This is a genomic window from Ohtaekwangia kribbensis (assembly GCF_042676245.1).
Taxonomy (GTDB): Bacteria; Bacteroidota; Bacteroidia; order Cytophagales; family Cyclobacteriaceae; genus Ohtaekwangia; species Ohtaekwangia kribbensis.
This window is the reverse complement of record NZ_JBHTKA010000016.1, coordinates 354,997-379,586: the sequence shown is the minus strand read 5'-3', so window position 1 is coordinate 379,586 and position 24,590 is coordinate 354,997. Positions and strand designations below refer to the sequence as shown.

General features: G+C 43.8%; 22 protein-coding genes. 7 read left to right on the top strand and 15 right to left on the bottom strand.

Going from position 1 to position 24,590, the window contains the following annotated elements; translation table 11 throughout:
- Positions 1-48: 48 nt before the first annotated feature.
- The 6 genes from ACFQ21_RS30075 to ACFQ21_RS30050 all read left to right on the top strand — a co-directional run bounded on the left by ACFQ21_RS30075 (position 49) and on the right by ACFQ21_RS30050 (position 5,221).
- On the top strand, positions 49-849 hold the full coding sequence (locus ACFQ21_RS30075) for a M57 family metalloprotease (protein WP_377586486.1): 801 nt from the start codon (positions 49-51) through the stop codon (positions 847-849).
- Between the two features lie 318 nt (positions 850-1,167).
- Positions 1,168-1,755 (top strand): TetR/AcrR family transcriptional regulator, encoded by a 588-nt coding sequence (locus tag ACFQ21_RS30070; protein ID WP_377586484.1) that lies wholly within the window; start codon positions 1,168-1,170, stop codon positions 1,753-1,755.
- A 756-nt stretch (positions 1,756-2,511) separates the two neighbouring features.
- A complete protein-coding gene (locus tag ACFQ21_RS30065; RefSeq protein ID WP_377586482.1) occupies positions 2,512-2,775 on the top strand; it encodes a hypothetical protein in 264 nt (87 codons plus the stop codon).
- Between the two features lie 5 nt (positions 2,776-2,780).
- The gene (locus ACFQ21_RS30060; RefSeq protein ID WP_377586480.1) at positions 2,781-3,761 is read left to right on the top strand and encodes a lipid A-modifier LpxR family protein; all 981 of its coding nucleotides are present in this window, start codon (positions 2,781-2,783) and stop codon (positions 3,759-3,761) included.
- A gap of 49 nt (positions 3,762-3,810) precedes the next feature.
- The gene (locus ACFQ21_RS30055; protein ID WP_377586478.1) at positions 3,811-4,620 is read left to right on the top strand and encodes a metallophosphoesterase family protein; all 810 of its coding nucleotides are present in this window, start codon (positions 3,811-3,813) and stop codon (positions 4,618-4,620) included.
- 1 nt (position 4,621) lies between these two features.
- Positions 4,622-5,221 carry a hypothetical protein gene (locus ACFQ21_RS30050; protein ID WP_377586476.1) on the top strand — a complete coding sequence of 200 codons (600 nt, stop codon included), beginning with the start codon at positions 4,622-4,624 and terminating at the stop codon, positions 5,219-5,221.
- Positions 5,222-5,239: 18 nt separating this feature from the next.
- Here the strand turns inward: ACFQ21_RS30050 and ACFQ21_RS30045 are convergent, their stop codons facing one another.
- From ACFQ21_RS30045 to ACFQ21_RS29975, 15 genes are all read right to left on the bottom strand, one after another.
- Positions 5,240-6,187, bottom strand: a complete 948-nt coding sequence (locus tag ACFQ21_RS30045) for a phosphatase PAP2 family protein (RefSeq protein WP_377586474.1) — start codon at positions 6,185-6,187, stop codon at positions 5,240-5,242.
- The gene (locus ACFQ21_RS30040) at positions 6,177-6,794 is read right to left on the bottom strand and encodes a sterol desaturase family protein (protein WP_377586472.1); all 618 of its coding nucleotides are present in this window, start codon (positions 6,792-6,794) and stop codon (positions 6,177-6,179) included. Before ACFQ21_RS30040 ends, ACFQ21_RS30045 begins: the two co-directional genes overlap by 11 nt.
- Before the next feature lie 5 nt (positions 6,795-6,799).
- Complete coding sequence (locus ACFQ21_RS30035; protein WP_377586470.1) at positions 6,800-7,354, bottom strand: DUF4833 domain-containing protein; 555 nt, start codon at positions 7,352-7,354, stop codon at positions 6,800-6,802.
- 6 nt (positions 7,355-7,360) lie between these two features.
- A complete protein-coding gene (locus ACFQ21_RS30030) occupies positions 7,361-8,113 on the bottom strand; it encodes a CDP-alcohol phosphatidyltransferase family protein (RefSeq protein ID WP_377586468.1) in 753 nt (250 codons plus the stop codon).
- A gap of 3 nt (positions 8,114-8,116) precedes the next feature.
- Complete coding sequence (locus ACFQ21_RS30025) at positions 8,117-10,699, bottom strand: DUF5686 and carboxypeptidase-like regulatory domain-containing protein (RefSeq protein ID WP_377586466.1); 2,583 nt, start codon at positions 10,697-10,699, stop codon at positions 8,117-8,119.
- Positions 10,696-11,064 (bottom strand): GtrA family protein, encoded by a 369-nt coding sequence (locus ACFQ21_RS30020; protein ID WP_377586464.1) that lies wholly within the window; start codon positions 11,062-11,064, stop codon positions 10,696-10,698. Before ACFQ21_RS30020 ends, ACFQ21_RS30025 begins: the two co-directional genes overlap by 4 nt.
- A gap of 10 nt (positions 11,065-11,074) precedes the next feature.
- Positions 11,075-11,524, bottom strand: coding sequence for a phosphatidylglycerophosphatase A family protein (locus ACFQ21_RS30015; RefSeq protein ID WP_377586462.1), 450 nt, complete (start codon positions 11,522-11,524; stop codon positions 11,075-11,077).
- The gene (locus ACFQ21_RS30010) at positions 11,524-12,849 is read right to left on the bottom strand and encodes an inositol-3-phosphate synthase (protein ID WP_377586460.1); all 1,326 of its coding nucleotides are present in this window, start codon (positions 12,847-12,849) and stop codon (positions 11,524-11,526) included. The genes ACFQ21_RS30015 and ACFQ21_RS30010 overlap by 1 nt, the downstream gene beginning before the upstream one ends.
- A 49-nt stretch (positions 12,850-12,898) precedes the next feature.
- Positions 12,899-13,885 carry an NAD-dependent epimerase/dehydratase family protein gene (locus ACFQ21_RS30005; protein WP_377586458.1) on the bottom strand — a complete coding sequence of 329 codons (987 nt, stop codon included), beginning with the start codon at positions 13,883-13,885 and terminating at the stop codon, positions 12,899-12,901.
- A complete protein-coding gene (locus ACFQ21_RS30000; RefSeq protein WP_377586456.1) occupies positions 13,882-15,003 on the bottom strand; it encodes a hypothetical protein in 1,122 nt (373 codons plus the stop codon). Before ACFQ21_RS30000 ends, ACFQ21_RS30005 begins: the two co-directional genes overlap by 4 nt.
- Positions 15,000-16,208, bottom strand: a complete 1,209-nt coding sequence (gene spt / locus ACFQ21_RS29995) for a serine palmitoyltransferase (RefSeq protein WP_377586454.1) — start codon at positions 16,206-16,208, stop codon at positions 15,000-15,002. The genes ACFQ21_RS30000 and spt overlap by 4 nt, the downstream gene beginning before the upstream one ends.
- A 446-nt stretch (positions 16,209-16,654) precedes the next feature.
- The gene (locus ACFQ21_RS29990; protein WP_377586452.1) at positions 16,655-17,935 is read right to left on the bottom strand and encodes an acetyl-CoA C-acetyltransferase; all 1,281 of its coding nucleotides are present in this window, start codon (positions 17,933-17,935) and stop codon (positions 16,655-16,657) included.
- Positions 17,936-18,068: 133 nt separating this feature from the next.
- Positions 18,069-19,253 carry a DUF4861 domain-containing protein gene (locus ACFQ21_RS29985; protein WP_377586450.1) on the bottom strand — a complete coding sequence of 395 codons (1,185 nt, stop codon included), beginning with the start codon at positions 19,251-19,253 and terminating at the stop codon, positions 18,069-18,071.
- A gap of 118 nt (positions 19,254-19,371) precedes the next feature.
- Positions 19,372-22,104 carry a PAS domain-containing sensor histidine kinase gene (locus ACFQ21_RS29980; protein ID WP_377586448.1) on the bottom strand — a complete coding sequence of 911 codons (2,733 nt, stop codon included), beginning with the start codon at positions 22,102-22,104 and terminating at the stop codon, positions 19,372-19,374.
- A 61-nt stretch (positions 22,105-22,165) separates the two neighbouring features.
- On the bottom strand, positions 22,166-22,558 hold the full coding sequence (locus ACFQ21_RS29975) for a response regulator (RefSeq protein WP_377586446.1): 393 nt from the start codon (positions 22,556-22,558) through the stop codon (positions 22,166-22,168).
- 293 nt (positions 22,559-22,851) lie between these two features.
- Between ACFQ21_RS29975 and ACFQ21_RS29970 the strand changes: the two genes are divergently transcribed.
- The gene (locus ACFQ21_RS29970) at positions 22,852-24,576 is read left to right on the top strand and encodes a GH35 family beta-galactosidase (RefSeq protein ID WP_377586444.1); all 1,725 of its coding nucleotides are present in this window, start codon (positions 22,852-22,854) and stop codon (positions 24,574-24,576) included.
- The last annotated feature ends 14 nt before the right edge of the window (positions 24,577-24,590 follow it).

The window sequence follows — 24,590 nt, the reverse complement described above, 5'->3', positions numbered from 1 at the left end:
AACTTACTTGTTCACATAAAATTAACCATTACCTAAATTTAAAAACTTATGAAAAAGATGTACGCATCATGCTGCGTGGCAATGCTCTTTGCCGCATTTTCCTGTAATGAACAGGAAGCAGCGAAATCAAACGAAGTCTCATCTGATGTTGTAGCGAAGTTAACCGCTGCAGGTTTCGACACCAGCGAAGGACTGTCGCGCTACAAAAACGGTTACATGGTAGAGTACGATGTATTCCTCACGGATCACGACATTGAAGAACTCTCTTCACCTGTAAGTGTATCAGCAGTAGCTGAAGACGAACACTATCGCACCACGAACATTGTTACCAGCACACCACGCACTATATATGTATATATGGATCCGGGTTTTGGTTCCTATATGCAGAGTGCGTTCAACACAGCGTTGAGCCGCTATAACGCGTTGGGACTTACACTAACGTTCCAGGCAACAACAAATGCTTCTGCTGCCGACATTCAGATTCTGTCTTTCTACGAAGCAAGCAACACGCTTGGTTTCAGTGCAGGATTCCCTTCCAGCAGCGGTGATCCGGCAAGTCCTATCCAATTGAATACCTATTACTATAACAACTCCTCACAACGTGCAGATGCTGCTACGGTAATAGCACACGAGATTGGTCACGCGATCGGTTTCCGTCACACTGACTATATGAGACGCAGATATAGCTGCGGAACTGGCGGCACCGAAGGCTCTGCTGGCGTTGGCGCTATCTACATCAGCGGAACTCCTACTGGTCCGTCTGCAAACTCCTGGATGCTGGCGTGCTCAAACGGAACGGATCGTCCGTTTACGTCTGCTGACCAGACAGCTTTAACGACTTTATACTAGGTTAATAATGTTTAGATGGTCACGGTCTCATCACGAGATCGTGGCTTTCTATTTATATAGACTTCACATCTTGTTCTGTTCTTACAATGATTTCTCACAACGACTGTCGTATGCGCAGGTAACGTGTCGTTGGGTACTATAGCATCACGCTGGCATTCTTTTTATTCGTTCAATGTGTTAGAAATACATTAAAACATCAGTTTTTTGAACAGATTCTACGAAAGAATTGGGTTCTGGTAGTTGATTTTAAAATATTTGATGTATTTTTGGACTTGAAAACGGATAGAGTCTAAAATTTCAATGAGTCAGACCCTCCATATGACAAAGGACGAGGCCATTCGTACGGAAGTATTGAAGGCTGCCCGTGCGCTCTTTCAACGTTTTGGCTTGTTCAAAACCACGATGGAAGACATAGCCAAAGCTGCGGGTAAGGGTAAGAGCACACTCTACTATTACTATGCCAGCAAAGACGAGATCTTTGACGCCGTAATAAGCGAAGATATGGAAGAAGTTATGACTGTGGTAAATCTTGCGGTGGAAAAGGCAAATTCAGCGGAGGAAAAACTGAAAGCATTTACTTCTCATCGAATTAAGTTACTCACGCAGAAAGCAGCACTCTATAGTATTGTGTTCGGTGAGATCTCCGAGAATCCAAACTTGATAAAGAAATTAAAAAAGTCGTACGAAGCCCGCGAGCTCGAAGGATTGAAAGCTATACTTTCGTATGGCATTGAAACAAAAGAGTTCAAGAAAATTGAAGATGGTGACCTGGACGATCTCGCATACGTAATGCTCTGTGCTTTCAGAGGAATTGAAATGGGATTGTTTGAGGATAACCGCATTAAGAAGATAGGCGACCGCCTGGAAATTATACTTGATCTTTTAGCGAACGGATTTAAAAACTAATATTTTTTTTATCCGTATTTAGACTATAAAACGATTTTAGTCGAATATTGCGTTAGCGAAAGATCACTGACCAAAAAGCCGCACGTGTTTATCGCAGAAGCGATGAAGTATATATACTTAAAAAATGTGCGCGGTCAATCAGTGTTGCTCTCTGTAAAATGTTTACAGCTGACCCTGTTTTTAAAAATATATACTTAATAGAAGTTATAGTATAACGATATTAAGTGCTGAATGCAAACACCCCAATAGTCACTCAGCGAAGCCTGAGCAAAAGTAAGCTATACACAGCTTTACCGATACGCTCATGCATTTATAAAATAAGTATCGATCGCTCGAGCATCCGGAGCCCGTACCTTGAACAGAAGTCTGTATTGGCTATGGCGCATGCATGCGCTATAATTAAAGCAGGACTGCCTGCGAAAAGCGATAGGACAATTGAATAAAAAAATATTTGCTATACATGACACTTTTTTTTCAAGACTGGGGTTAGGATACGACACCGAGGCAGAAGGCGTCTTAATCGGTTGCCGTTTCTTCAACGCTGCTATACTCTTGTATAGTACGTTACGAAAAGGTAAGTGCCTGTAAACAATAAATTAAACTATATATCTGAAAATGGTTCGTGAAGTTGATTAGCGGTATACCGGTTGCAGCTGATGTGGGGTATGTCACTGCAGCCGGTGATACTTGAATCAAAACAAGAGAAGTCCCTAAAATAAACAATGCTATATATACGTCTAAGCATGATAAAACTCTATGAGAAATTTGTACTACTATCAAAATCTGCACAGGATCAAAAGTATCCTATACCAATACGGCATTCCCGCTACGCGCGTTAAGCCGCAAGCTGACCTTGCACACGATTTAGGACTGCGCAATCCTGAGAAACTATCGCTTATCCTTGACATTGAAGATGCCCTGCATTCTGATATTCTATTCGATGATCCGGATGGCTTGAAAACCATTCACGATATACTATACAATCTTGAACTTAAACAGACTGTATGGGCTGAGTCGTAACTGCCATGCGTATACTTTTACTTATGCTCATGGCGCTCTCGATGAACGCTCTGGCACAGACGCAGCCTGTGCACATGCTCAGGCTATATGAGGATAACGATCTGTTTACACTTCGCGGCTCCGACCGGGGCTATACAAACGGAACCCGCATCGATGTTTTTTACCGAAGACAAAAACCGGTTAAATCCATTTTTAATAACTTATTGCCAAAGGCTGGCGACAGCAGTATTAACACCTATAGCTGGGGTGCCATGCACATGATGTATACTCCTGCAAATATAGAGGCTACACGACCTGATCCTTTCGATTACCCATACTCAGGATCGCTGTTTGTCTCACATGCCATACATTCATCCAATCCAAAACGCAAGTATCTTATCCAGACCGAATGGATCATCGGGGTAATGGGTAAATATGCGTATGGCGAACAATTGCAGACCTACGTCCATAAGATTACGAAAAGTCCTGAACCAATGGGATGGGATCATCAACTGTCTCCTGCCCTGTTGGTAAATCTTAATGTTAGTTTTGAGAAGTCACTGCTCCAGCGAAAACCCATGGAAGCCGTGTATGGAACCAGTGTGGCGTTGGGCACGATGCGGGATGGCATTAAATTTTACACAACGTTACGGCTAGGCAAAATGGCTCCTTACTTTTCAGGATTCATAGAACAACACGCTGCCTATAACAATACACCGCGGCTGAAATCGTATCTGATAATACGTCCTGCTTTTGACATTGTGTTACACAATACATTGATCGAAGGAAATGTTTTTAAGCGTGGTATATTTACCAGTGACAGTAATGAGCAACATTCACCCGCTCCTGCCCCGGTAGTAAACCGCTTTCTTACTTCTGCGGATATCGGGTGGGTTGTATCCTTTGAAGTCGTAAGTGCCTCGTTTACCTACAAGCTTTCATCGCCTGATATCAAAGGAGAATCTCCTCATGCTATTGGTAATATATCTTTAACCTTAATATTGTAAACCTAATAGAAAGAATTTCGTAGACGGATACTATCACCCAAATTACATTATGTGGCGGAGATTTGTGAGAAGAAAAAGTATTCATACTATCATCATTTTTATACTCAGTGGTTGCTCCTTATTCGAATATCATCCTTACGAAGTGATTGTACCGGATAATGAACAAAATCTGAATGCAACCTCCATCCAGACTATACAAGCGCGTGTCGCAGGTAAAGATACCATGACACTTATACTCATGGGCGACACGCAACGCTTCTATGACGATGTTGAAGCTTTTGTCTCAAGCGCCAATCAGCACACTGCTGACTTTGTTATACTGAATGGCGATATTACGGACTTCGGTATAAATGATGAGTTTCATTGGATACACAGCATCATGAAAAAACTGAACAAGCCTTACCTCGCGGTAATCGGCAATCATGATCTGTCCGGTAACGGAGAACTGGTGTTTGAAAAAATGTACGGACCACTGAACTACTCGTTCATTACCAATGATTTCAAATTCATTTTCCTCAACACGAATTCGCGTGAGTACAATTTTAATGGTCACGTGCCGGATACAACCTGGCTTAAGAATGAACTGGCAGGAGATAGCTTTAAACATGCCGTTGTCTCATCGCATGTACCTCCATTCGATAATGACTTTGATCCGGCCATGGAACTCGCCTATGCGCGGATCCTGAAAAAGTCAACCAAGGTAGCCGTATCGTTGCATGGCCATACACACAAGTATTCAAACACGCAGCCTTACGAAGATGGTATACAGTACATTGTATCTACCAGCATGAACGAGCGCATGTACCTGATTCTGAAACTGTGGGGAGATAAGTACAATGTGGAAGAGATATACTACTGACATGATTCGTTTTTCTTTTGCACTCCTGGTAATACTCTATACGCTCCCTGCCACACTTACCGCTCAAGACAGTGTCTCATTTAAGCGCCACTACAAGTGGTATATACCAGACTCCTTTGTTTTGCAATATGCAGGGAGTATAGGCTTTCTGTCGGCAGGTGGTGGCTATGATATCTTTCATAAGAAAGCCAGTGTAGATATACTATTTGGCTATTTACCCGGCACCATCGGTGGTCATGATCTCCAGACGTTAACGCTCAAGTTTACCGCATCGCCCTGGAAAATCCGGGCCGGCAAAGCCACTACGATTTATCCTTTTTCAACGGGGACATATTTTACCTATACGATGGGTGGAAGGTATAGCTCTGATCTACCCTCCTGGTATCCGGATGGATATTACTGGTGGAGTGAAGCTGTACGCGCCAATATCTTTATAGGAGGCAAAGTACGACACAAGGTTCGCGATTCCGTTTGGGAAGGATATTATGAAATTGGAACGAACGAATTAAAACTGGTGAGCTATGCGCAGAATACCGGGTATCTTACCGTTTGGGATATACTTCATGCCGGTGTTGGTGTGCGGTTCTACCTCAACCCGTAATGTACTCCCCGATATAAATCAGGATATCGTTTTCTTATAGCTATCAATCAATGCTATATACCGTTTGTTCTTCATCAACAAATGATAACCGCCTATGCCTACAGCTGCTGTAAATATGCCGGCCAGTACATCCAGCACGTAATGGTGACTGGTGTATACGGCTGCAAACCAGATTCCGATCGTAATGGTAACGAAGATGATATTTACCCAACCTAACCGGCTCTTGAATCCGATGTACGTTACAATAAGCGGATAGGCGGAATGCAGTGAAGGCATCGCAGCAAATACATTGGAGCCTTTTGCATAAAGCGATGTAAACAGATTTATACCGAAGAACTGATCAAAGCGAACAAGGCCCGCGGTATTGCCCGGTGTTGAGGCTATAAAATCGAAACCAAATTTCTGTACATACCAGGGTGGTGCTGCCGGGTAAAGATAGTATACCACGAAGCCCAACAGGTTAACAAACAAAAACGTGAGCGAAAACTCCAGAAACCTGCCTTTGTCTTTAAAGAACAAATACCCGGCAAAGGCCAGTGGCACGGGAATCCAGCACAAATAAAATATACCGGTCATTACATCAATAAAAGTATAGCTGTGTTGCAGCCAGAATTCATTGGGTGTAAGTATAGAGGCTCCCTGCGCAATACCAAATATACTTTTCTCCAGGTCGTATAAGCTCTTGATGTGTACCGGGTTGAAAGCATAGTTCGGAAATGCTTTCATGTAATCGTAAATGATCCAATAAACTATAAAGATCGAGAAGCCAAGAATGAATTTGCGTGTGAAGGACGATGCCAGGTAACACGCACTGAATATAACTGCCAGCACGAGTTGATCTGTTTTAAAACCGATCAGCAGCCATGATAACAAGATATATATAGCAGACACCACGCTGGCTACAAGCACGTGCCTTAACGTAAAATTAAACACAGGCAGGTCGAGGTATTTGGTGTTATTTCTCAAAGTCAGATCTGAATATTTTGTCCCATAGTGCTGAGCTTACACCATAGCCACGATCCGGATCCGAATAGTGATGCTGCATGTGGTGCTGCTTTATTTTCTTCATGATGGGGTTCTTGAAATTCAGGTGATGCATGGCATAATGCGATATATCATATACCAGGTATCCGAGTATAAAGGCTGCGAAAAATCCGTTCAGGTATTCAAACGGCAAAAGCCATTGAAAGAGAAAATAGAAACCGGTAGCCAAGGGTATACTTACTGAAGGAGGCATTACCAGGCGCAACCGGTCGTTGGGATAATCGTGATGTACTCCGTGAAATATAAAATGCAGGCGCAGTCCCCACGGAGACTTGGGCACGAAGTGAAATATAAAGCGATGCAATACGTATTCAGTCAGTGTCCAGATGAACAGACCACCTGCAAAGCTCGCGATAAAGGTTAATATGTTGTTATGCGCTACTGTAAACGCGCGCCATGAGAAATAGAGAACGACCGGAGCAAATATGAAGATGGGCACAGAGAAATGTACTTTGGACAAAGCCTCCATCCAATCTTTTTTAAACATGCGTGTTGACTCCTGCGAGTTGGAAACAAAATTCTTTTTCATAGCACTCATGGTTTAAACCGTTCAACAATTTCAACACCCGTATCAGGATCTACACCTTTTACTTCTGCACAAACTACATTGGGCAACCAGAAAGATCCGCCTTCTATCTGTAAAAAAACGCGCGACACTTCGATTTTCTTTTTGTTGATCACGGCATGAATGTGATACTGGTTATCGCGAGAAGACTTGGTGAGGTAAAACGGAAGTTTCTTATAGGATACAAAGCGCAATTCATATTTACCGTTTCCAAGATCTTCGGTTTTTAATCCGTACGCGTAATTGCGTTGTATGAATGACAACTCTTCTTTTTGTCCTTCTTCCTGGTAGCGTATCCAGTATGGATGTACCGGATTGTCGGCATCAAGCTGATCCTTCTTTTCGAAGTTAAGCGCGTAAATGATTGTATTGGTATTGGGCGTGCGCTGTATATAGAAGAGAGTATTCTGATCGGCTGGAGGAGTCGGAAATTTTTCCTGTCCCTTGCAGATGCATGCTTCTTCCGGTGCTGCCGGTGTGAACGACATGGCACCGACAAAAAACAGACTGATCAAAAAATTCATCGTGTCTTATTTATTTTCTTTCAATTCGAGTGAGCGCTTCGCATCACGCAACCTGTTGATCGCAGTAATGTTTGTCAGAATCGCCATCACCGTTAGCGGTATTGTAAAAATTGATATCGTTTCGAATACCTGGAACGGAATACCCGGTATATATAGTTTGTAGTTTCCTCCCAGTATACTCGCAGTTATACCGCATGCAATGGCAGTTACACCTACCGTTACAACGCGTTCCGGACGCTGCATCAATCCTCCTTTACATTCAATGCCCAAACCTTCCGCACGGGCGCGCACATAACTTACCATCATGGACCCGATCAGTGCTATAAAGGCAAACAATGAACTCAGAAAGTAGTGGTGGCCGATCAGGTAGTAGCAAATACCCAGGAACATGATAAGCTCGCTGTAACGATCGAGCACCGAGTCGTACAACGCTCCGAATGTAGAGCTCATATTCCCCAGGCGTGCTACCTGTCCATCCAGCATATCAAACAATCCTGCAAACAAGATCAGTGCCCCTGCCCAGCCAACATACGATAAGTCTCCGCGGTTCCCTTCTTCCGCTCCTATTATGAAAATAACTGCAACGCCTATATTCAGGATAAGCCCTGTAGTAGTTACTGCATTTGGTGTAAAACCTATCTTGATCAGAAACTTTACAAACGGATTGATGACCTTGTAAATGAGTTGTTGTAAAACAATCCGGATCGGTTTTGATTCCATACCTGTATTCTTGATAGACTTCTGTGCTATATCCTCCATAAACTAAAAATCAAATTTAAATCTTCCGCGTATTCCCCACTTAGCCACTTCAGGATGATCGTAATATGATAATCGTTTCACCAGGTCGAAGCGCAGCAGTTTGAAAATGTTTGCTATACCCACACTCGCTTCCATATAGGGCTCTCTGCGCAGGGAGTATGTTGTTGCCACCCCCTCATCATTAACAGGAAACAGGAATTGCGATGTATTGTATTGCGGGTTATTTTCATTGCGTATACTTCCGTACAATACTTTAAAGGTTGCCACCTCGCGCCATTTCAGCTTTTTCAGCAACGGTATCTTGTTAAAAATAAAACCGTTGAAATAGTGATCGAAATTAACACTTACATACTTATCGCTCACAAACTCGAGGAAGTTCATGAGGTTATACGATTGTAACTGGTATGAATACGTTTGGTTGGCACGGTGTATACCGAGCAGCGGGAATGGTACCTTTCCAAATATATACCCGCCTTCTGCTACGATGTCGGTATAGCCGAACTGAGACAGGTATACACGTTTGTATATATTCAACGCTACGTTCTGATAATTATACTGGCTGTTGAATAAACCTTTAACACCCCCGATACCACGCAAAGTAAAAATAGGATAGCGATTCGGGATTGGTATGCGATACGATTTACCCTGGTAGAATTGCTCACCCGGTGCCCAGCGCAATTCCAGTGATACTTCCGTTGTTGTCAGTTGCTGTATATCGCGTGTTGTTTCGCCATCACGCACCTGGTAGTACAAACCACCGGCAGGTGTTTGTTTCCAGTTCTTGAAGCCAAGTCTGTACGAGAAGTGATTATCGAATTCATTCAGGTAATCAATTGTCCAGATGTCGTTGTATAACCATTTATCGTTTACACCGCGCTTGAACGAAAGCAGGAAGTTATCCTCCTGCACGAACTGAAGTTCCTGTCCCGGAATTTTTGTATCACGCTGAAAGCTTACACGCAATGACTTCACCGGAAACTGCCAGATCGATTTACCCGTGAATGAGTATGTAGCACCTAAATAATATTTCCACTTCTCATCTTTAAAACCATAGGCGCCATACGTTTCCAGGTATAGTCTTTCACTGAAGCGGGTTGTTGTTCTTCCCCCAACGCGAAGTCTGAAACCTTCTACCGGGTTAAAGCTGTAAAATGTATTTACCGGCCCTAACTCCCACCATCCAAAACTTTTATACCCGGCCAGCAACAGCGTAGCGATGTCCATGGTACGTCTGAACGATGGCATCTTCTGCAGGCTATCTATATTCTGGTATACTTTAGATTCAGCATGAGAAAGTGAGTCGTGACGATGTGCCAACCAATACTCTTCGCTGTTCTGCGGATCAAGTATAGAGGTCGCAGCACCTTCTTCAGCTTCGTAGAAACTATCCTGACGTTCGTGGTTTGTTGTAAAGTTTTTATAAGACACGAGGCGTTCACCATATATACCTCCTCTGTCTTTGGACAAGCCGAAGTCTGCACGCATTTTACTGCGCGATACATGGTAACGGTTATCTTCACCTTTTTCGAAGTCTTGTTGTATATAGAGTTCGCGAACCCAGTTCAGGTTAATGTTCTTGTTCACCGTCATGTCCACTTTCTGCACAGCGTAATTACTGTCGAGTGTAACGTATAATTTTCCCTGGAACAGGAAATCGCCTGCGTTGCGCGGTACAAAAACGAGTTCAGCCAGTTTAGGCGTTACGTCTTTTAGCGTATCGGTGATATAAAATTTATAGAACGTAGGAGCCGCATCCGCAATTGGACTCAAAAACTGGTTGGTAAGTATTGTAATGTTGTTATCATATATATCGATATCATTGTACAGGTAGTTGAGGTATGTGCTCAATCCCTGGTTATCAACATAATCATCAAAGCTTACTTTCTGATGTGCTTTCTTGATAGTCCTCTTCTTCTCCGGAGATTTGCGATAGTATTGATCGTTGATCGTCTCCTGCAGATATATAGGCAGCAATGCTTTGCCTTCAATGGAAGTGGTGTCTACGTTATCGAACAACCATTTATACTTCCGGAATAATTTTCGTTCTTTAAACTTGTCAGAAACATTACTCAGCGACATTTGTAGTTTCTCGTATTCTTCATACTCTACAAACTGGTAGTTTTCCATGCGGTTTTGTTTCTTGCGGTCAATCATTTCGCGCACCAGGTCTACCGCCGGGTTGTTTTTGTTTCTATACTTTTCTTTTCTGTTGTCAACGGTAACCTCTACTTCGTTCAGTACCGTTGCTTCCGGTTCGAGTCGTATGTTGATCTCGTTTGTTTCACCGGGCTTGATATTTCGGGTAATGGTTTTATATCCTATAAAGGAGAACTGTACCTGTGTGTAAGCTTCAGTTGAATGAATTCTATACTTTCCCTCGGTATCGGAAACAGAGCCTGTTGCTGTTCCTGCGAAGATCACGTTTACAAATGGTAAAGGATCTTTCGTTTCTTTATCAATGATTGTTCCGGTAACAACTGTTTGCGCGTGAAGCACCGTTGCGGCCAGCACAAAAAGTATACTGAGGATCAACCGCTCCCTCCGCGCTATCGCTACCATCATTATCGTGTGTTGAACCAGGTTCATTTAAATACAAAATATTTTTGCAAGGGATACGTATAAACTATACTTGCCAGTACAGAAGAAGTTACCTTCGATACCAGGTAGTTGATTTTTAGGTAGTCGGCAAAGAGATATACCAGGAAGGTTGTCAGAAATACATATCCACACCATACCAGTGCATATCGAAACATCTGGTGGCTGATGTTTTTTTGTGAATTAAATACCCACCCTCTTCCAACTGTAAAATGTGTTATAGCACCAGCAGCATTGCCGGTTACACTGGCAACCGTATAGCGCAGCGAAAGGACTTCGACACAAAAGACCATCGCCAGTGTGTCTACCACCCAGGCCAAGAATGATGCGCCCTGCGCTTTTATGAACGTTTGCATAAGCTTATAGCTACAGCGTAAATCTTATCAGCACTTGCATAACGATGTTCGTATATATACCGGCCGCTACATCGTCCAGCATCACGCCCCATCCTCCGGAAACAGCTTCGAGTTTCCGTATATATAGCGGTTTCAGTATATCAAAGGCACGAAAGAGTATAAAACCCGTTATGATCGTGCTCCAGGTTAATGGCAGGAACAAAACGCTTACGCACATTCCTGCAATTTCATCTATAACTACACGGCTACTGTCTTTTCCCCATTCGGGTTCCACACCGTCAGCCGACCAGACACCGATGTCTATGACGATCAGTGTTATTAAAAGCATTAGTATCGGATCAAGCTTCCCATCGCGAACCAGAAGTAAGGCACCGCAGCACACTGCTGCCGCTACGGTGCCTCCACCTTTCAGGTGACCGATTCCAAAACAGGAAGCGATGATTTTATGTGCTCTACTCACTACAGAGCCTCTACGAGATCCTGATAATAGTCGAGTCCTAAGTGCGTGATCAAATCCTCACCCATCATGTGGCGCAGTGTATTCTGCAGTTTGATAAGCTGCTTGAATATATCGTGCTCCGGACGAAGTTCTGGTGCTGTTTGTGGCGACTTGAAGTAGAATGACAACCACTCCTGTATACCACTCATCTCAGCACGTTTCGCAAGGTCCATGAACAATGCCAGGTCAAGCACGATCGGAGCTGCGAGGATTGAATCGCGGCACAGGAAGTTGATCTTGATCTGCATCGGGTATCCTAACCAGCCGAAGATGTCGATGTTATCCCAGCTCTCTTTGTTATCACCGTGCGGAGGATAATAGTTGATACGGATCTTGTGGTATATATCTCCGTATAGTTCCGGGCTCTGCTCAGGTCTGAGTATATCTTCGAGTACACCAAGTTTAGATACTTCTTTTGTTTTGAAGTTATCCGGATCATCGAGTACAAGACCATCGCGGTTTCCTAAGATGTTTGTTGAGAACCATCCGCGTATACCGAGTGAACGTGCATGTAAACCCGGAGCCAGTATAGTCTTCATCAGGGTCTGACCTGTTTTGAAATCTTTACCTCCTACCGGCACATTGTTCTCTCTTGCCAGTTCAACCAATGCAGGTATATCGCAGGTAAGGTTCGGAGCACCGTTTGCATACGGTACACCCATTTTGATGGCAGCGTATGCGTAGATCATACTTGGCGAAATCATCGGGTCGTTATTACGCAAACCGTCTTCGAAAGCATATATACTTTGATGTACGTCTGTCTCCTCGATATATTTCTCCGTTGATCCGCACCACACCATTACCAGGCGGCTGCAGTTATTTTTCTTTTTGAAGTCTTCGATGTCCTTCATTACGGCAAGCGCAAGATCATACTTGGTTGCAGCTTCCTTGATGTTGGTACCATCGAGGTTCCTGATATAGGATTTATCGAATACGGCTTTCATTGGTTTTACGCGCTCAAGCTCAGGCTTGATAGCTTGCAGTAAACCGAGTTCCAGTACACGTGCATTTACAGCAGCTTCGTATACGTTATCTTCATATACATCCCAACCACCAAAAACGATATCATTCAAATCTGCCAGCGGCACGAAGTCTTTTATCTTCGGGTAGCGGTTCTCAGTTCTTTTACCCAAACGGATATTGCCGGTTTGTGTTAATGATCCTACCGGTTGAGCAAGACCTTTCTTTACTGCCTCCACACCTGCAATCATTGTAGTGGCCACGGCCCCAAGTCCGGGAATGAGTACACCTAACTTACCGTTAGCATCTTCAATTTGTTTTTTCATAATCGTTCACTATAAATTTTAAATACCACCTGTATATATAAAGGCTTTTTTACAGCCATTTATTTTCTTTATACCATTGCAAAGTTTCTGCCATGCCGGTTTCCAACGTATACTTTGGCTCAAAGCCTAAGTCGTTTCGAAGCGGCTCAATATTGCATGACCAGTCAAGCGCAATTAACTCGGCCAGCTTTTCGCGACTCAGTATAGGCGATTTGCCACTGATGGAGCCGGCACCTTCCTGCAATACAGCTATAGCTTTTGCTACCACTAGTGGCAAGTGTAGTTTGATCGTATTCTTTTTCAGAATCGTTTTCACGATCTCACCAAGCTGGTAACGGTCGTAGCTCAAACCATCGGCCACGATATAGCTTTTGTTATTGACAGCACTATTCAAAGCCTGTATCGATACCGATGCAAGATCTTTCACGTAGATGAAGCTCAACTTCTGGGGTATACGTCCTATATAAGGTTCAAACCCTTTGTTAATGACGTTGATCATAATAAATATATCACGTTCGCGTGGCCCATATACTGCCGTTGGACGCAATGATATTAATGGCAGATCTTTCAGTTCAGACAGGTATGTTTCGGCTACCAGCTTACTCTTGCCATAACTTGTAAGCGGGTTTGCCTGATCTTGCTCTGTTATAGGTTTACCCGTTCCGGACGGGCCCATGGACGCCAGGCTGCTGATGAAGACAAATTTCTTCAGTCCGATAGCAGACTCCTGTGCTGCATGTGCCAGGTTACGGGTATACTCTGCATTTACTTTTACATACTCCGCATAGTCTGCTGCTTTTATAGCACCTGCTGCGTGAATAATATAGCTGTATTTATTTTCGTGCAGGTTTGCTTCGAGTGCATTCCTGTTTGAAAAATCAAGCGTGGTATAGTGTATCGGCAAATGCTTCAGGTGTTCCACCTGGCTCGATGGACGCACCGCTGCATATACCTCAAGACCTTTTTGAAGAGCCGCTTCGATGAGGTGAAACCCTACAAATCCGCTGGCCCCGGTTATCAATACACGCTCTTTCATATAGCCTTTTCAAAAATCCTGTATCGCTTGTGCGGTATACCGTTAATTTGCTGAATGGCTTTATTCATCAGTTCGTTATGTTCCAGTACCCACGATGCTTCCGCATGCTCGTACTTTTTCTTCCGGTATGCATTGATGATAGAAGCATAAAAACACGCTTCTATACCTGCCTTTCTATACTCTTCTACTACACCGAGTGTAATAATGCGAATGCCGTTTACCTTCTTCAAGCCGAAGAGCAGTTTGAATAAACCGAATGGCAACAGTCTTCCGCGCTTTACTTTAATTAATGCCTGGTTTATATCCGGTAAAGCCAAAGCAAAACCTATATGTTTACCATCTTTCTCGGCTACGAGGCAAAAGTCTGTATCGAGAACGAGGTTCAGATCTTTGGCCATATAGTTGAATTCCTTCTCCGTCATCGGAACAAAACCGAGGTTCTTGTCCCACGCAGAATTATATACCTCTCTGATCTTATCAACTTCCTCCTGGAACTTCTTCTTGTTTACCGGACGAATGGTGATGCCCCTGTTCTTCAAGCGCTCCGTGAGTACATCCTGAAGTTTAACAGCTTTGTCATTGTAGCCATCTTTACCGAAGTAGTATGCGAGCAGGTCTACACGCTTCCTGAAGTCAAGCTGTTCAAGTAACGCGTTATAGTATTCTTTGTTATGCGGCATCATAACAAAGGGCGGTGTATCAAAACCTGAAACGAGCATTCCACAGGTTTCATTGGTTGAAAAGTTTACCGGACCAATGAGACTGGTAGCACCTTTGGCGCGTAGCCATTCCGTTGCTTTATCCAGTAACATCGAAGCAATCTCGCCATCGTTGATGCAATCAAAGAATCCGAAAAAGCCGTCTGTAACCTGGTTGAATTTGTTATGATTATTGTTGAGGATAGCAGCGATCCTTCCTACAATCTTATCATTGTTATAGGCGAGGAAAAGCTGTATTTCAGAATGTTCGTGAAAGGGATGCTTGCCCGGTGTAAGCAGGTCGCGCTGTGCGATGAATAATTCCGGAACGTAGCAGGGATCATCAGCATAAAGGTCATGCTGAAAATCGATAAAAGCCTTTATGTCTTTTTTGCTGCTGGCAGGGAGAACACGTTTCATTTAATGGGCTCTTTTATATTGGCGATACCCACACGCTTGAAGACTTTCGAGATTTTTTCGATTGCCTCTTCAATCTGGCCGAAGGTGTGCGTTGCCATGAGCGAAAAGCGAAGTAGTGATGAATCCGGTGGTACAGCAGGAGATACGACAGGATTTACAAATACGCCTTCTTGCTGAAGCATGCTTGTAACCATGAACGTTTTATTGTTATCCCGTACGTATATCGGAATGATTGGACTCTCGGTGGCACCTATATCCAGGCCTTCTTCACGAAGCAGGTGCATGGCATAATGTGTATTCTTCCACAGGTTATCCATGTGCTCCGGCTCGGTTTCAATCAGATCCAAAGCAGCAAGCACACTCGCAGCAGATGACGGAGTCATGCTGGCACTGAATATCAGGGAACGTGCATGGTGTTTCAGGAATTCAATTGTATCGGCATCAGCTGCTACGAAACCACCCAGGGATGCCAGTGATTTACTGAAGGTACCGGTGATAATATCTACTTTTTCAGTCAGGTCGAAATGAGAAGCTGTACCCGCTCCTTTCTGTCCGATAACCCCCAGGCTATGCGCATCATCAACAACGATGGTTGCACCAAACTGGTCAGCTATGGTAATCAATTCAGGCAGCTTGGCTATATCACCTTCCATACTGAATATACCATCCACCACTATAAGTTTGATCGATTCTTCCGGCAGTACACTCAACTTCTTTTGCAGATCCTGCATATCGTTGTGAGCATATTTGATAACACGCGAGAAAGAAAGGCGTGTACCATCGTAGATGGAAGCATGATCGTATTCGTCTAATATCAAATAATCATTACGGCCGGTGAGTGATGCCATTACACCCAGGTTAACCTGGAAGCCTGTGCTGAAGATCAGGGCATCTTCTTTACCGGTAAAGGCAGCAATTCTTTTTTCAAGCTCAATGTGTATATCAAGCGTACCGTTCAAAAATCTGGAGCCTGCACAACCTGTTCCATATTTGCTGATTGCTTTTTGAGCAGCTTCTTTAATAACCGGATGGTTCGTAAGCCCTAAATATGAGTTTGAGCCAAACATCAATACCCGCTTCCCTTCGATGATAACTTCCGTACTTTGGGCTGATTCAATCGGTCTGAAATAGGGGTATATGCCTTTTAACCGTGCCTCTTTTGCAATGGTATAGTTGGCTACTTTTTTTTGTAATGGTTTACTCATGAGCTTGACGAAAGTTATACGAACCTGTTACGACCGATTTTTCCGTTTGTTGATAGTCGTATGCAGCTATTTTTTATTGTATAATATTTTTCGAACGATTTCGTTTTGGGGTCTAAAATTACTAGAAGTTCCTTTATGTTGTTTTAATGCAAGGATAAAAATTTTTTAACATATTTTTTAATGTCTATGCAAACGTCTTACAAGCTCTATAAGTTCCAATTCATTCGATAAAAAGGCTCAAATAAACCTTCTGTCGTTGTTTTTCGATTTCTTTTATCGACCTGCACACTTCGTTTCAGAGTATTAATCATCTCTTTTACTCTATTTCCAACGTGTGCAGATACTCATTTAGCCTTAAGACAATTCAACTCTGTTTTTCCCCTATGTCTGAAAATTATGAAGGCAAAAGTTTTGCAGTACTCTATATATGCGTGGTAACACTTTCTTTACTTTTCCAGGATAGCCGTGACACCTTGACCACCAGCAGCACAAACTGAAATAAACCCGCGACCACTCCCCTTCTCATGCAGTAACTTGGCCATGGTTGCCAGCACCCGTCCTCCTGTTGCTGCGAAGGGATGACCTGCCGCCAGGCTGCTTCCTTTCACATTAAGCTTGCTCCGGTCTATGCTGCCGAGCGGTGCATCCAAACCAAACTGCGCAGTAAGCTCTTTACTCTCCCAAATTTTTAAAGTCGCCAATACCTGGGCGGCAAAGGCTTCGTGTATTTCGTAGTAATCAAAGTCTTGCAAGGTGAGTCCTGCTTTCTTCAGCATACGGGTAGATGCATATACCGGAGACATCAACAAGTTATGCCTGTGATCAATATACTCGATGGCGGCAAGCTCTGCAAAAGTTATATAGGCTAGCACCGGCAGCCCTTGCTGGCGAGCCCAGTCTTCACTCGCCAATAGTATACACGATGCCCCATCGGTAAGCGGTGAAGAATTACCAGCTGTAAGTGTACCCTTCTCTTTATCAAAGGCGGGTTTCAGCTTGGCCAGCTTTTCCATGCTGGTATCTGTTCTTAAATTATTATCGCGCGATAAACCGGCATACGGTGTTATCATGTCCTGAAAAAATCCTTCGTCATACGCCTTCGCCATTTTCTGATGACTGGCCAGAGCAAAAGCATCCTGCTCCTCACGAGCTATACCATAGTAATGTGCCGTAATTTCCGTATGTCCGCCCATGGATAAACCCGTACGAGGTTCAATGTTCATGGGAGCAACCGGGTATAAATCTTTCAACCGTATCTTCAGAAACTCGCTAAGCCTTGCTCCTATAGTTTTCGCCCTGCGTGCCGTGAGTAATATATTTCGGAGTCGTTCGTTCAGCACCAGCGGTACATTACTGGTTGAATCCACACCCCCCGCTATACCAACATCAATTTGACCGAGGGCAATTTTATTGGCGATATATACTGCGGTTTCTATACCCGTATCACAAGCCTGTTGTATATCACACGCTGGCGTTGCCGGGTTGAGTGATGTTGCCATAACACATTCGCGCATCAGGTTAATCTCCCAGCTGTGTTTGATCACAGCACCACCTGCCACTTCTCCTAACAACATGCCTTGCAATTTATACCGATCTATCAGTCCCTGCAAGGCGGCTACCATCATATCCTTATTACCAGCTTCGGCATAAAATGTATTTTGCCTTGCAAAAGGAATGCGGTTATACCCTACTATCGCGACTCTTCGTACTTGTTTTGCTGCCAGCATGTTTGCTCAAAAAATTAAAATCCGGTTCAAGATTACTCAAAAGTTTCTGATGCATCTATAGTCATTCAAAAAACTTAACACTCCAGACTATATATGCTATAGTTCTATCGATCGCTATAGCAATCTTATAGTTTTATTTAATATGGATGGTTAACGGGGAAGCTATTTGCTTCGAGAAGTTTGTCAGGTATTGATCCCAGTCAGCGACAGAAGTATACTGTCCACTCTTCTTCCAGCCAAAGCCGGCATAGTATACCACTACATCTTCAGGCTTTGCTACTATCAGTACATGACTTTGATCTTTGGTCTTGGTGCGATATTCTTTCAGCGCTATAACTTGCTGTGGTGCTACTACGATACCAGTACCCAGCTCAGAATCATCTATAGGTTCCCAATAGCGAATCCAGCCCGTTACTGAATCGAGCTTTGCTTCTCCTTTCTGATCGTGCAGCGTAATGCCTGTGGTAATATTCGGCAGCGGTTTATTGCTTTGTATATGTACTTCATGCCTGCTCAGGTTACTGCCCAGATCAAGGCTGATAATTTTCTTCTCATTCACTGTAGCACCATTCGCACTCCACGGTGCATACGTTAATTCAAAGATGGTTCGTATGGGACCTGAGGCTATAGTCTTGCACGATATAAAATTCTTTGACACATAGAGTGAGTCGCTTTCCCATATACCTATACCACCGCATCCGCGGCTGTTGCCCACGTGATAGGGATCATATCCTTCGCCATGATCAATGTGATAGTATCCGGCTGTATCCAGGTTCTTTTTATACCATTTGTCAATTACCGGATAGGCTACACGCTTGAACCAGCAATCCATACCACTGGTAAGTGTTCCACCAGGTTTACCCGATTCGGTGATTTGCTGTGCTTTCGGACCGTATGTACGAAAGGCTACACGATCATTCTCCCACGCATAGTCATCAATACGCTCCGGCACAAAGCGCGAGTAGGTTGTATGCTCCGGTGCAGAAGCAGCAACATCTTTAACTGCTTCTATGGTAAAGTCTTTTTCTTCACCGGCTTTTATGTCTGTTTGAAAAAGTAACTCGTTGGGTATACCATCGCCTTCCGTATCAACAAGCTGCGTTACCAGGAGTTTATCCTGATCTTTTATTACCAGGTGATCAGCACCGTATTTTGTTACCAGTTCTTGCAATGTATCCAACGGTATGGATACTGTCGAAGCAGGACGATCTATATCCAGACTATTTTTTACTGTAAGTGTACGCACTACGTTTTTCTTCTGACAGGCGGTGACTATAATCATCATCACCAGGGCACAGGTTGTTATTCGTTTCAGCATGTTTGGTTTTATCGATGAAAAAATAAACTATTGAATCTAGCAAAGAACTATACAAAAATATAGCACCTGCATTTAAAACGACTATAAAATTTATGATTTATACCAACTTACACATGATTTATACAAACCGTCCCTCCACAGCCTGTTCTTCATCCAGCTCTTTCGGCAGAATGATATAGAATGAAGAACCTTCACCGGGTTTTGATCGTGCGTAAATTTCTCCTTTATGATTGAGCACAATACGCTTACACAACGCCAGGCCTATGCCTGTTCCTGTATATGACTGACGATCGTTGAGCCGCTGAAAAATTACAAAGACCTGCTCGGCGTACTCCTGCGAGAAACCTATACCATTATCTTTAAACTCCAGGCAAATATAGGGTCGTCTCGGATTGAGCGCAGGATAGTCGCTAACCTCGCGCAATGCCAGGTCGCATACCTTTATAAAGATCTCCGGATATTTTCCCGGCTTCGAAAATTTTAATGCATTGCTTAACAGGTTTGAGAACAACTGTACTAACTGCAACCGGATGCCGGGTATAAACGGTAACCGCTCAGCATGAACGCGGGCTCCCTTCTCAACAATAGTCAACTCGAAATCGCTTTTTACTTCTGCTATAACTTCATTCAGGTCAACCATATCAAAGAACTCTTCACCCCGCGATAATTGCGAAAAGTTCAATACACCCTGTATAAGCGCCAGCATTCGCCTGGCAGAAGCGGTGATCTTGCCGAGATAAGATTTTGATTTCTCATCGATATCGTTGCCCAGATTGTTGCTCAGCAATTCCGTGAAGGTTGCTATTTTACGAAGAGGTTCCTGCAGATCGTGTGAAGCTATATAGGCAAATTGCTGCAGTTCAACATTCGACCGTTGCAGGTCGCGTGTACGTTCGCTGACTTTGATCTCAAGTCCTTCCAATGAAAGTTTTTGATCATGAATATCAGTGCAGGTGCCTACCCACTTGGCGATCTGGTTGCCGGCATTAACAATGGGTACGGCCCGTATAAAATGCCATCGAAACTCACCGGAGTGTTTTTTATACCGGGCTTCCCGCTCGAACGTTATACCACTGGTAACAGCTGCGTTCCACTGTGCTATAAACGCTTCCGCATCATTCGGATACAACAACGTCATCCATAAATGATCCAATTCATTCTTCAATCCGGTATAATCCTTCCATTGTTTGTTTACATACGTAACTTCACCTGTTGCACTCGCAGCAAATGCCATCTGTGGCAATGATTCCATAATGGAGCTCAGGTAATCGCGCGATTCTTCAATCTTCTTTCTGGCAATTACTTTATCCGTTACATCAATGGCAAGGATAATTACTTTCTTTACTGCGTTACCAACCTCGCGGAAAGGCTCGCATACAAAATCAATAAACAGTTTTTGTTCCCGGCCATTGCGAGTAAGCGTCACAGCATGTTCTCTTCCAACAAAGGGCACTCCGGTATTAAACACATAAGTAACAATAGGTTCGTATACATCCCGTATTCCATCCAATGCGTCCCAATACGACTTGCTGTTAAACTCTGCCCGTGTTTTACCGATGAGCTGAAGAAAAGCATCGTTCACAACTTCTGCCTCAACAGGATTATTCCGTACAATACAAATGCCAACAGGCGCCTGCATAATAAGCATACGAAAACTCATCTCGCGTTCCGTTAACTCCGTCTTGGCCAATACCGCCTCCGTTACGTCAATAGCGATATGATGTATACCGTAGATTCTTCCCTCCGAATCACGCAATGCCTTATATATATAATTGAAATAGAAATCCTGCGGTTGACCGTTTACAACCAACCGTGCTATATCTTCTTTTCCTTCATAGGTTTCACCGGTAGTATATACATGGTGAAGCCTTTCCAGAAAGGGTTGTTCTTTTAATTCCGGTATAGCTTCTTCGAAGGTTTTACCAATAACAGACGCATCCTTCCCCCAGAATTGCATCATTACATCATTCACATATTGAATCCGGAGCTCAGGGCCTATATATAGCCCCATGGCTACCATAGACGTTTCTGTGATCAACGTCCGAAACCGCTGTTCACTTTCGATGAGCATTCTTTGCGATTGCTTCTGCTCCGTTATATCCAACGCAGTGCCTATAAGCCGGGACGGTTTCTTGTCATCGTTGTAAAACACTTTCCCGTTCAAACGGATCCAATGTATACTTCCATCCGGATGAATGATGCGCAACTCATACATCAGCACTCCGGTTCGTTCGGCTGTTCTATGGGCCGCCAGGTATATAGGATGATCGTCCGGGTGAACGAAAGCTATATATTCATCGCGCGTACGCGGTCCTGAAATTCCAAAGATCTCGCTGAACCGTGCTGACGTAATCAACACTCCTGTCTCATACGTCAGGTCGAAAGTGCCCATGCCGGCCGACTCTATCGCCAACCGTGCACGCTCCTCTGCATCCTGTATCCGTTCGCGCGCTATTACCTGTTCTGTTACATCATAACCAACGGCAAATACACCGGTAACTTTTCCATGCGAATCAAAAATGGCTTTATAGGTAAAATTTACATATACCTTTTCCAGCACATCATGCTTCTTCAGATAGGCTACAACTTCTTTGCCTACATACGTAACTCCCGTAGAATAAACTTTCAGTAATTCTTTATAGGCAGGCTGCCACTCCATCTCCGGCATAGCCTCCAGTAACTTTTTTCCAATGATAGAAGCATCACGCCCCCAGAGATCAAGCGATATATCGTTGGCTATTTCAATAATGAGATCAGGCCCCGTTAGCAACGCGGTAGAGACAGGAGCTTCCTTCAGAAGATCTCTGAATCGCTGTTCCCTTTCCTCTATTTTACGAAGAGCATTTTCCATCGCATGTAGTTCGTCACGTAAGGCCAGGATATCCCGGCTTATAAAAAAATTATACCTGTACCTACCTGATAAACTCAAGCCGTGGAATTAATAATTGCTTCAGTTTAAGAAAGCTCGCTGGCTTTGTAAAGAAATCAATAGCACCCAGCTTTTTAGTCTGCTGCACATCGGAAGAGTTCGAAGAAGTGGAAAAGACAACAACCGGAATTTTGCTGAGTTCATCGTTACCCTTTACATGCTCCAGGAATTGAAAACCATTCATAGCGGGCATGTTCAGATCAAGAAAGATCAACTTCGGTACTACTTCTTTTGCCTTCAACTTATCCAGCCCCTCTATACCGTTCAAAGCTGTGACGCATGTGATCGTCTCATCCAACTCCTGAATAGCGGTTATTAGTATCTCCTGATCATCTACATCATCATCGATTATCAAAATAGTTTTAAGAGCAGGCATAGTGTGAAGTTAATATCTGCCCCTGTTGAAAACAAGACGAATATGGACGCAAAACGAGACATTGGTCACGTCATACAACCTTTCATGGAGCGGATTGGCTCATGTTCCCAAATCTCCATCACCAAGTATAAATCCTGTCGTATCCTTACGAAATACTTTTACCTGATCTGCATGTTTAACGTTGTAATAAGGAATTGCGTCAGGGTGAATCACTGAAAAGTACGTCATTCAACAATGCCTGCCTGCGATCGTTGCAATACTAGTCTTGACTGTTGGTTTCTAACTTTTGACAAATGAAAAGATATCTCGCACTTCTGTTCTATTTAATTATTACGATACCTGTACTGGCTCAGTCTTCAGCGGCTCCTCACCTTATAAAAAAAGAAGCGACCACACAACTTATCGTGAAGGGTAAACCTTTTCTGATACTGGGTGGAGAGTTACATAACTCCAGCACATCGGGAGCTGCCTATATGCGCCCGATCTGGAAAAACATGAAAGCAAAAAATCTCAACACCGTTATTGCTGCTGCTTATTGGGAACTGGTTGAACCGATGGAAGGTAAATTTGATTTCACGTTACTCGACAGCATGATTACCGGTGCGCGTAAAGAAGACTTGCACCTGGTTATACTTTGGTTTGGTTCATGGAAGAACGGCTATTCCATGTATGCTCCGGCCTGGGTGAAGAACAACACACAAAAATATCCGCGGGCCAAAGACGCGAAGGGCAATACGTTACAACATCTTTCTGCTTTCGGTGACGCAACAGCCACGGCAGACGCACGCGCCTTTCGTGCCATGATGCAACATATACGAAACATCGATGAAAAAGAGCAGACGGTTATTATGGTACAGGTACAAAATGAAGTGGGATTATTCAATACACCGCGCGACTATAGTGACGCTGCAAACAAGGCTTATCAATCGCCTATACCCAAAGATCTTGCCGACTATATCTCGGCAAACAAAGGAAAGCTGCAGCCTGAATTGGACAGTGTCTTAAAAATACGCGGGTATAAATTGAAAGGTACCTGGGAAGAAGTTTTCGGAAAAAGTATATTCGATGACAAGAACTGGAAAACACTTTCGCACCTGACGGAAGAATTATTCACCGTATACCATTACGCTAAATATATAGGTAAAATAGCTGCTGCCGGAAAAGAAGCATACCCGCTACCGATGTATGTAAACGCGTGGATAAAGCAACCGGGTGTGGGCGGTGCATGGCCGGGTAAATATCCCAGTGGCGGACCTACACCACACACACTGGATATATGGCGCGCTGCAGCACCGGCTATCGATCTTATTGTGCCGGATATATATGTACCCGATATACGCTATACCGTGCAGCAATACCACCGGCCCGGCAATGCATTTTTTATACCGGAGGTTCGCCCGGGAGAGCGCTCGGCACACGAAGCCTTCTGGGCCTTTGGACAGTATGATATATTTGGTTATGCACCCTTTGGTATTGATGATTATCCTGCTGCGTACGATCCTATAACACCAACCTACGCAACGCTGCAACAGGTAAAGGACCTGATCCTTCAGCACCAGGGTAAAGGTACCATGGCCGGTATACTGGTGGACACGGTGCAGCGCATACAACGCCTCAAGCTGGGAGGCTATACGATAAAAGCGGAGCTCGGCAGACAATCTAATTTTACCAATATACCCGGACTTCCACCACCGCCTCCTCCCTCTGTGGCCGGAGGAATTATTATACATACCGGTAAAGATGAATTTGTGGTGATCGGCAAAGATTACTTGCTCACATTTATACCCGAGCGCATAACAGACAAATCCTTGCGGCTGGATGTTGAGTCGATTGAGGAGGGACAATTTGTGAATGGAAAATGGCAAGTGATCAGAAGGCTGAATGGCGATGAAGGCACCGGTGGTGGTGACTATGGTTTTGGCTATGCACCTCCGCAGCCAGCGGCTACCTTGCGTTTTCAAAAGCAACCTGACGGTGGATATAGTATATTGAAATACAAAATATACAGCTATAAATAGCAGCTTGGCAGGTA

Excerpts from the sequence above, each read along its gene's own strand:
- ACFQ21_RS30075 (WP_377586486.1), top strand. The coding sequence starts at position 49 with ATGAAAAAGATGTACGCATCATGCTGCGTGGCAATGCTCTTTGCCGCA.
- ACFQ21_RS30070 (WP_377586484.1), top strand. The coding sequence starts at position 1,168 with ATGACAAAGGACGAGGCCATTCGTACGGAAGTATTGAAGGCTGCCCGT.
- ACFQ21_RS30065 (WP_377586482.1), top strand. The coding sequence starts at position 2,512 with ATGAGAAATTTGTACTACTATCAAAATCTGCACAGGATCAAAAGTATC.
- ACFQ21_RS30060 (WP_377586480.1), top strand. The coding sequence starts at position 2,781 with ATGCGTATACTTTTACTTATGCTCATGGCGCTCTCGATGAACGCTCTG.
- ACFQ21_RS30055 (WP_377586478.1), top strand. The coding sequence starts at position 3,811 with ATGTGGCGGAGATTTGTGAGAAGAAAAAGTATTCATACTATCATCATT.
- ACFQ21_RS30050 (WP_377586476.1), top strand. The coding sequence starts at position 4,622 with ATGATTCGTTTTTCTTTTGCACTCCTGGTAATACTCTATACGCTCCCT.
- ACFQ21_RS30040 (WP_377586472.1), bottom strand. The coding sequence starts at position 6,794 with ATGAAAAAGAATTTTGTTTCCAACTCGCAGGAGTCAACACGCATGTTT.
- ACFQ21_RS30035 (WP_377586470.1), bottom strand. The coding sequence starts at position 7,354 with ATGAATTTTTTGATCAGTCTGTTTTTTGTCGGTGCCATGTCGTTCACA.
- ACFQ21_RS30030 (WP_377586468.1), bottom strand. The coding sequence starts at position 8,113 with ATGGAGGATATAGCACAGAAGTCTATCAAGAATACAGGTATGGAATCA.
- ACFQ21_RS30025 (WP_377586466.1), bottom strand. The coding sequence starts at position 10,699 with ATGAACCTGGTTCAACACACGATAATGATGGTAGCGATAGCGCGGAGG.
- ACFQ21_RS30020 (WP_377586464.1), bottom strand. The coding sequence starts at position 11,064 with ATGCAAACGTTCATAAAAGCGCAGGGCGCATCATTCTTGGCCTGGGTG.
- ACFQ21_RS30010 (WP_377586460.1), bottom strand. The coding sequence starts at position 12,849 with ATGAAAAAACAAATTGAAGATGCTAACGGTAAGTTAGGTGTACTCATT.
- ACFQ21_RS30005 (WP_377586458.1), bottom strand. The coding sequence starts at position 13,885 with ATGAAAGAGCGTGTATTGATAACCGGGGCCAGCGGATTTGTAGGGTTT.
- ACFQ21_RS30000 (WP_377586456.1), bottom strand. The coding sequence starts at position 15,003 with ATGAAACGTGTTCTCCCTGCCAGCAGCAAAAAAGACATAAAGGCTTTT.
- spt (WP_377586454.1), bottom strand. The coding sequence starts at position 16,208 with ATGAGTAAACCATTACAAAAAAAAGTAGCCAACTATACCATTGCAAAA.
- ACFQ21_RS29990 (WP_377586452.1), bottom strand. The coding sequence starts at position 17,935 with ATGCTGGCAGCAAAACAAGTACGAAGAGTCGCGATAGTAGGGTATAAC.
- ACFQ21_RS29985 (WP_377586450.1), bottom strand. The coding sequence starts at position 19,253 with ATGCTGAAACGAATAACAACCTGTGCCCTGGTGATGATGATTATAGTC.
- ACFQ21_RS29980 (WP_377586448.1), bottom strand. The coding sequence starts at position 22,104 with ATGGAAAATGCTCTTCGTAAAATAGAGGAAAGGGAACAGCGATTCAGA.
- ACFQ21_RS29975 (WP_377586446.1), bottom strand. The coding sequence starts at position 22,558 with ATGCCTGCTCTTAAAACTATTTTGATAATCGATGATGATGTAGATGAT.
- ACFQ21_RS29970 (WP_377586444.1), top strand. The coding sequence starts at position 22,852 with ATGAAAAGATATCTCGCACTTCTGTTCTATTTAATTATTACGATACCT.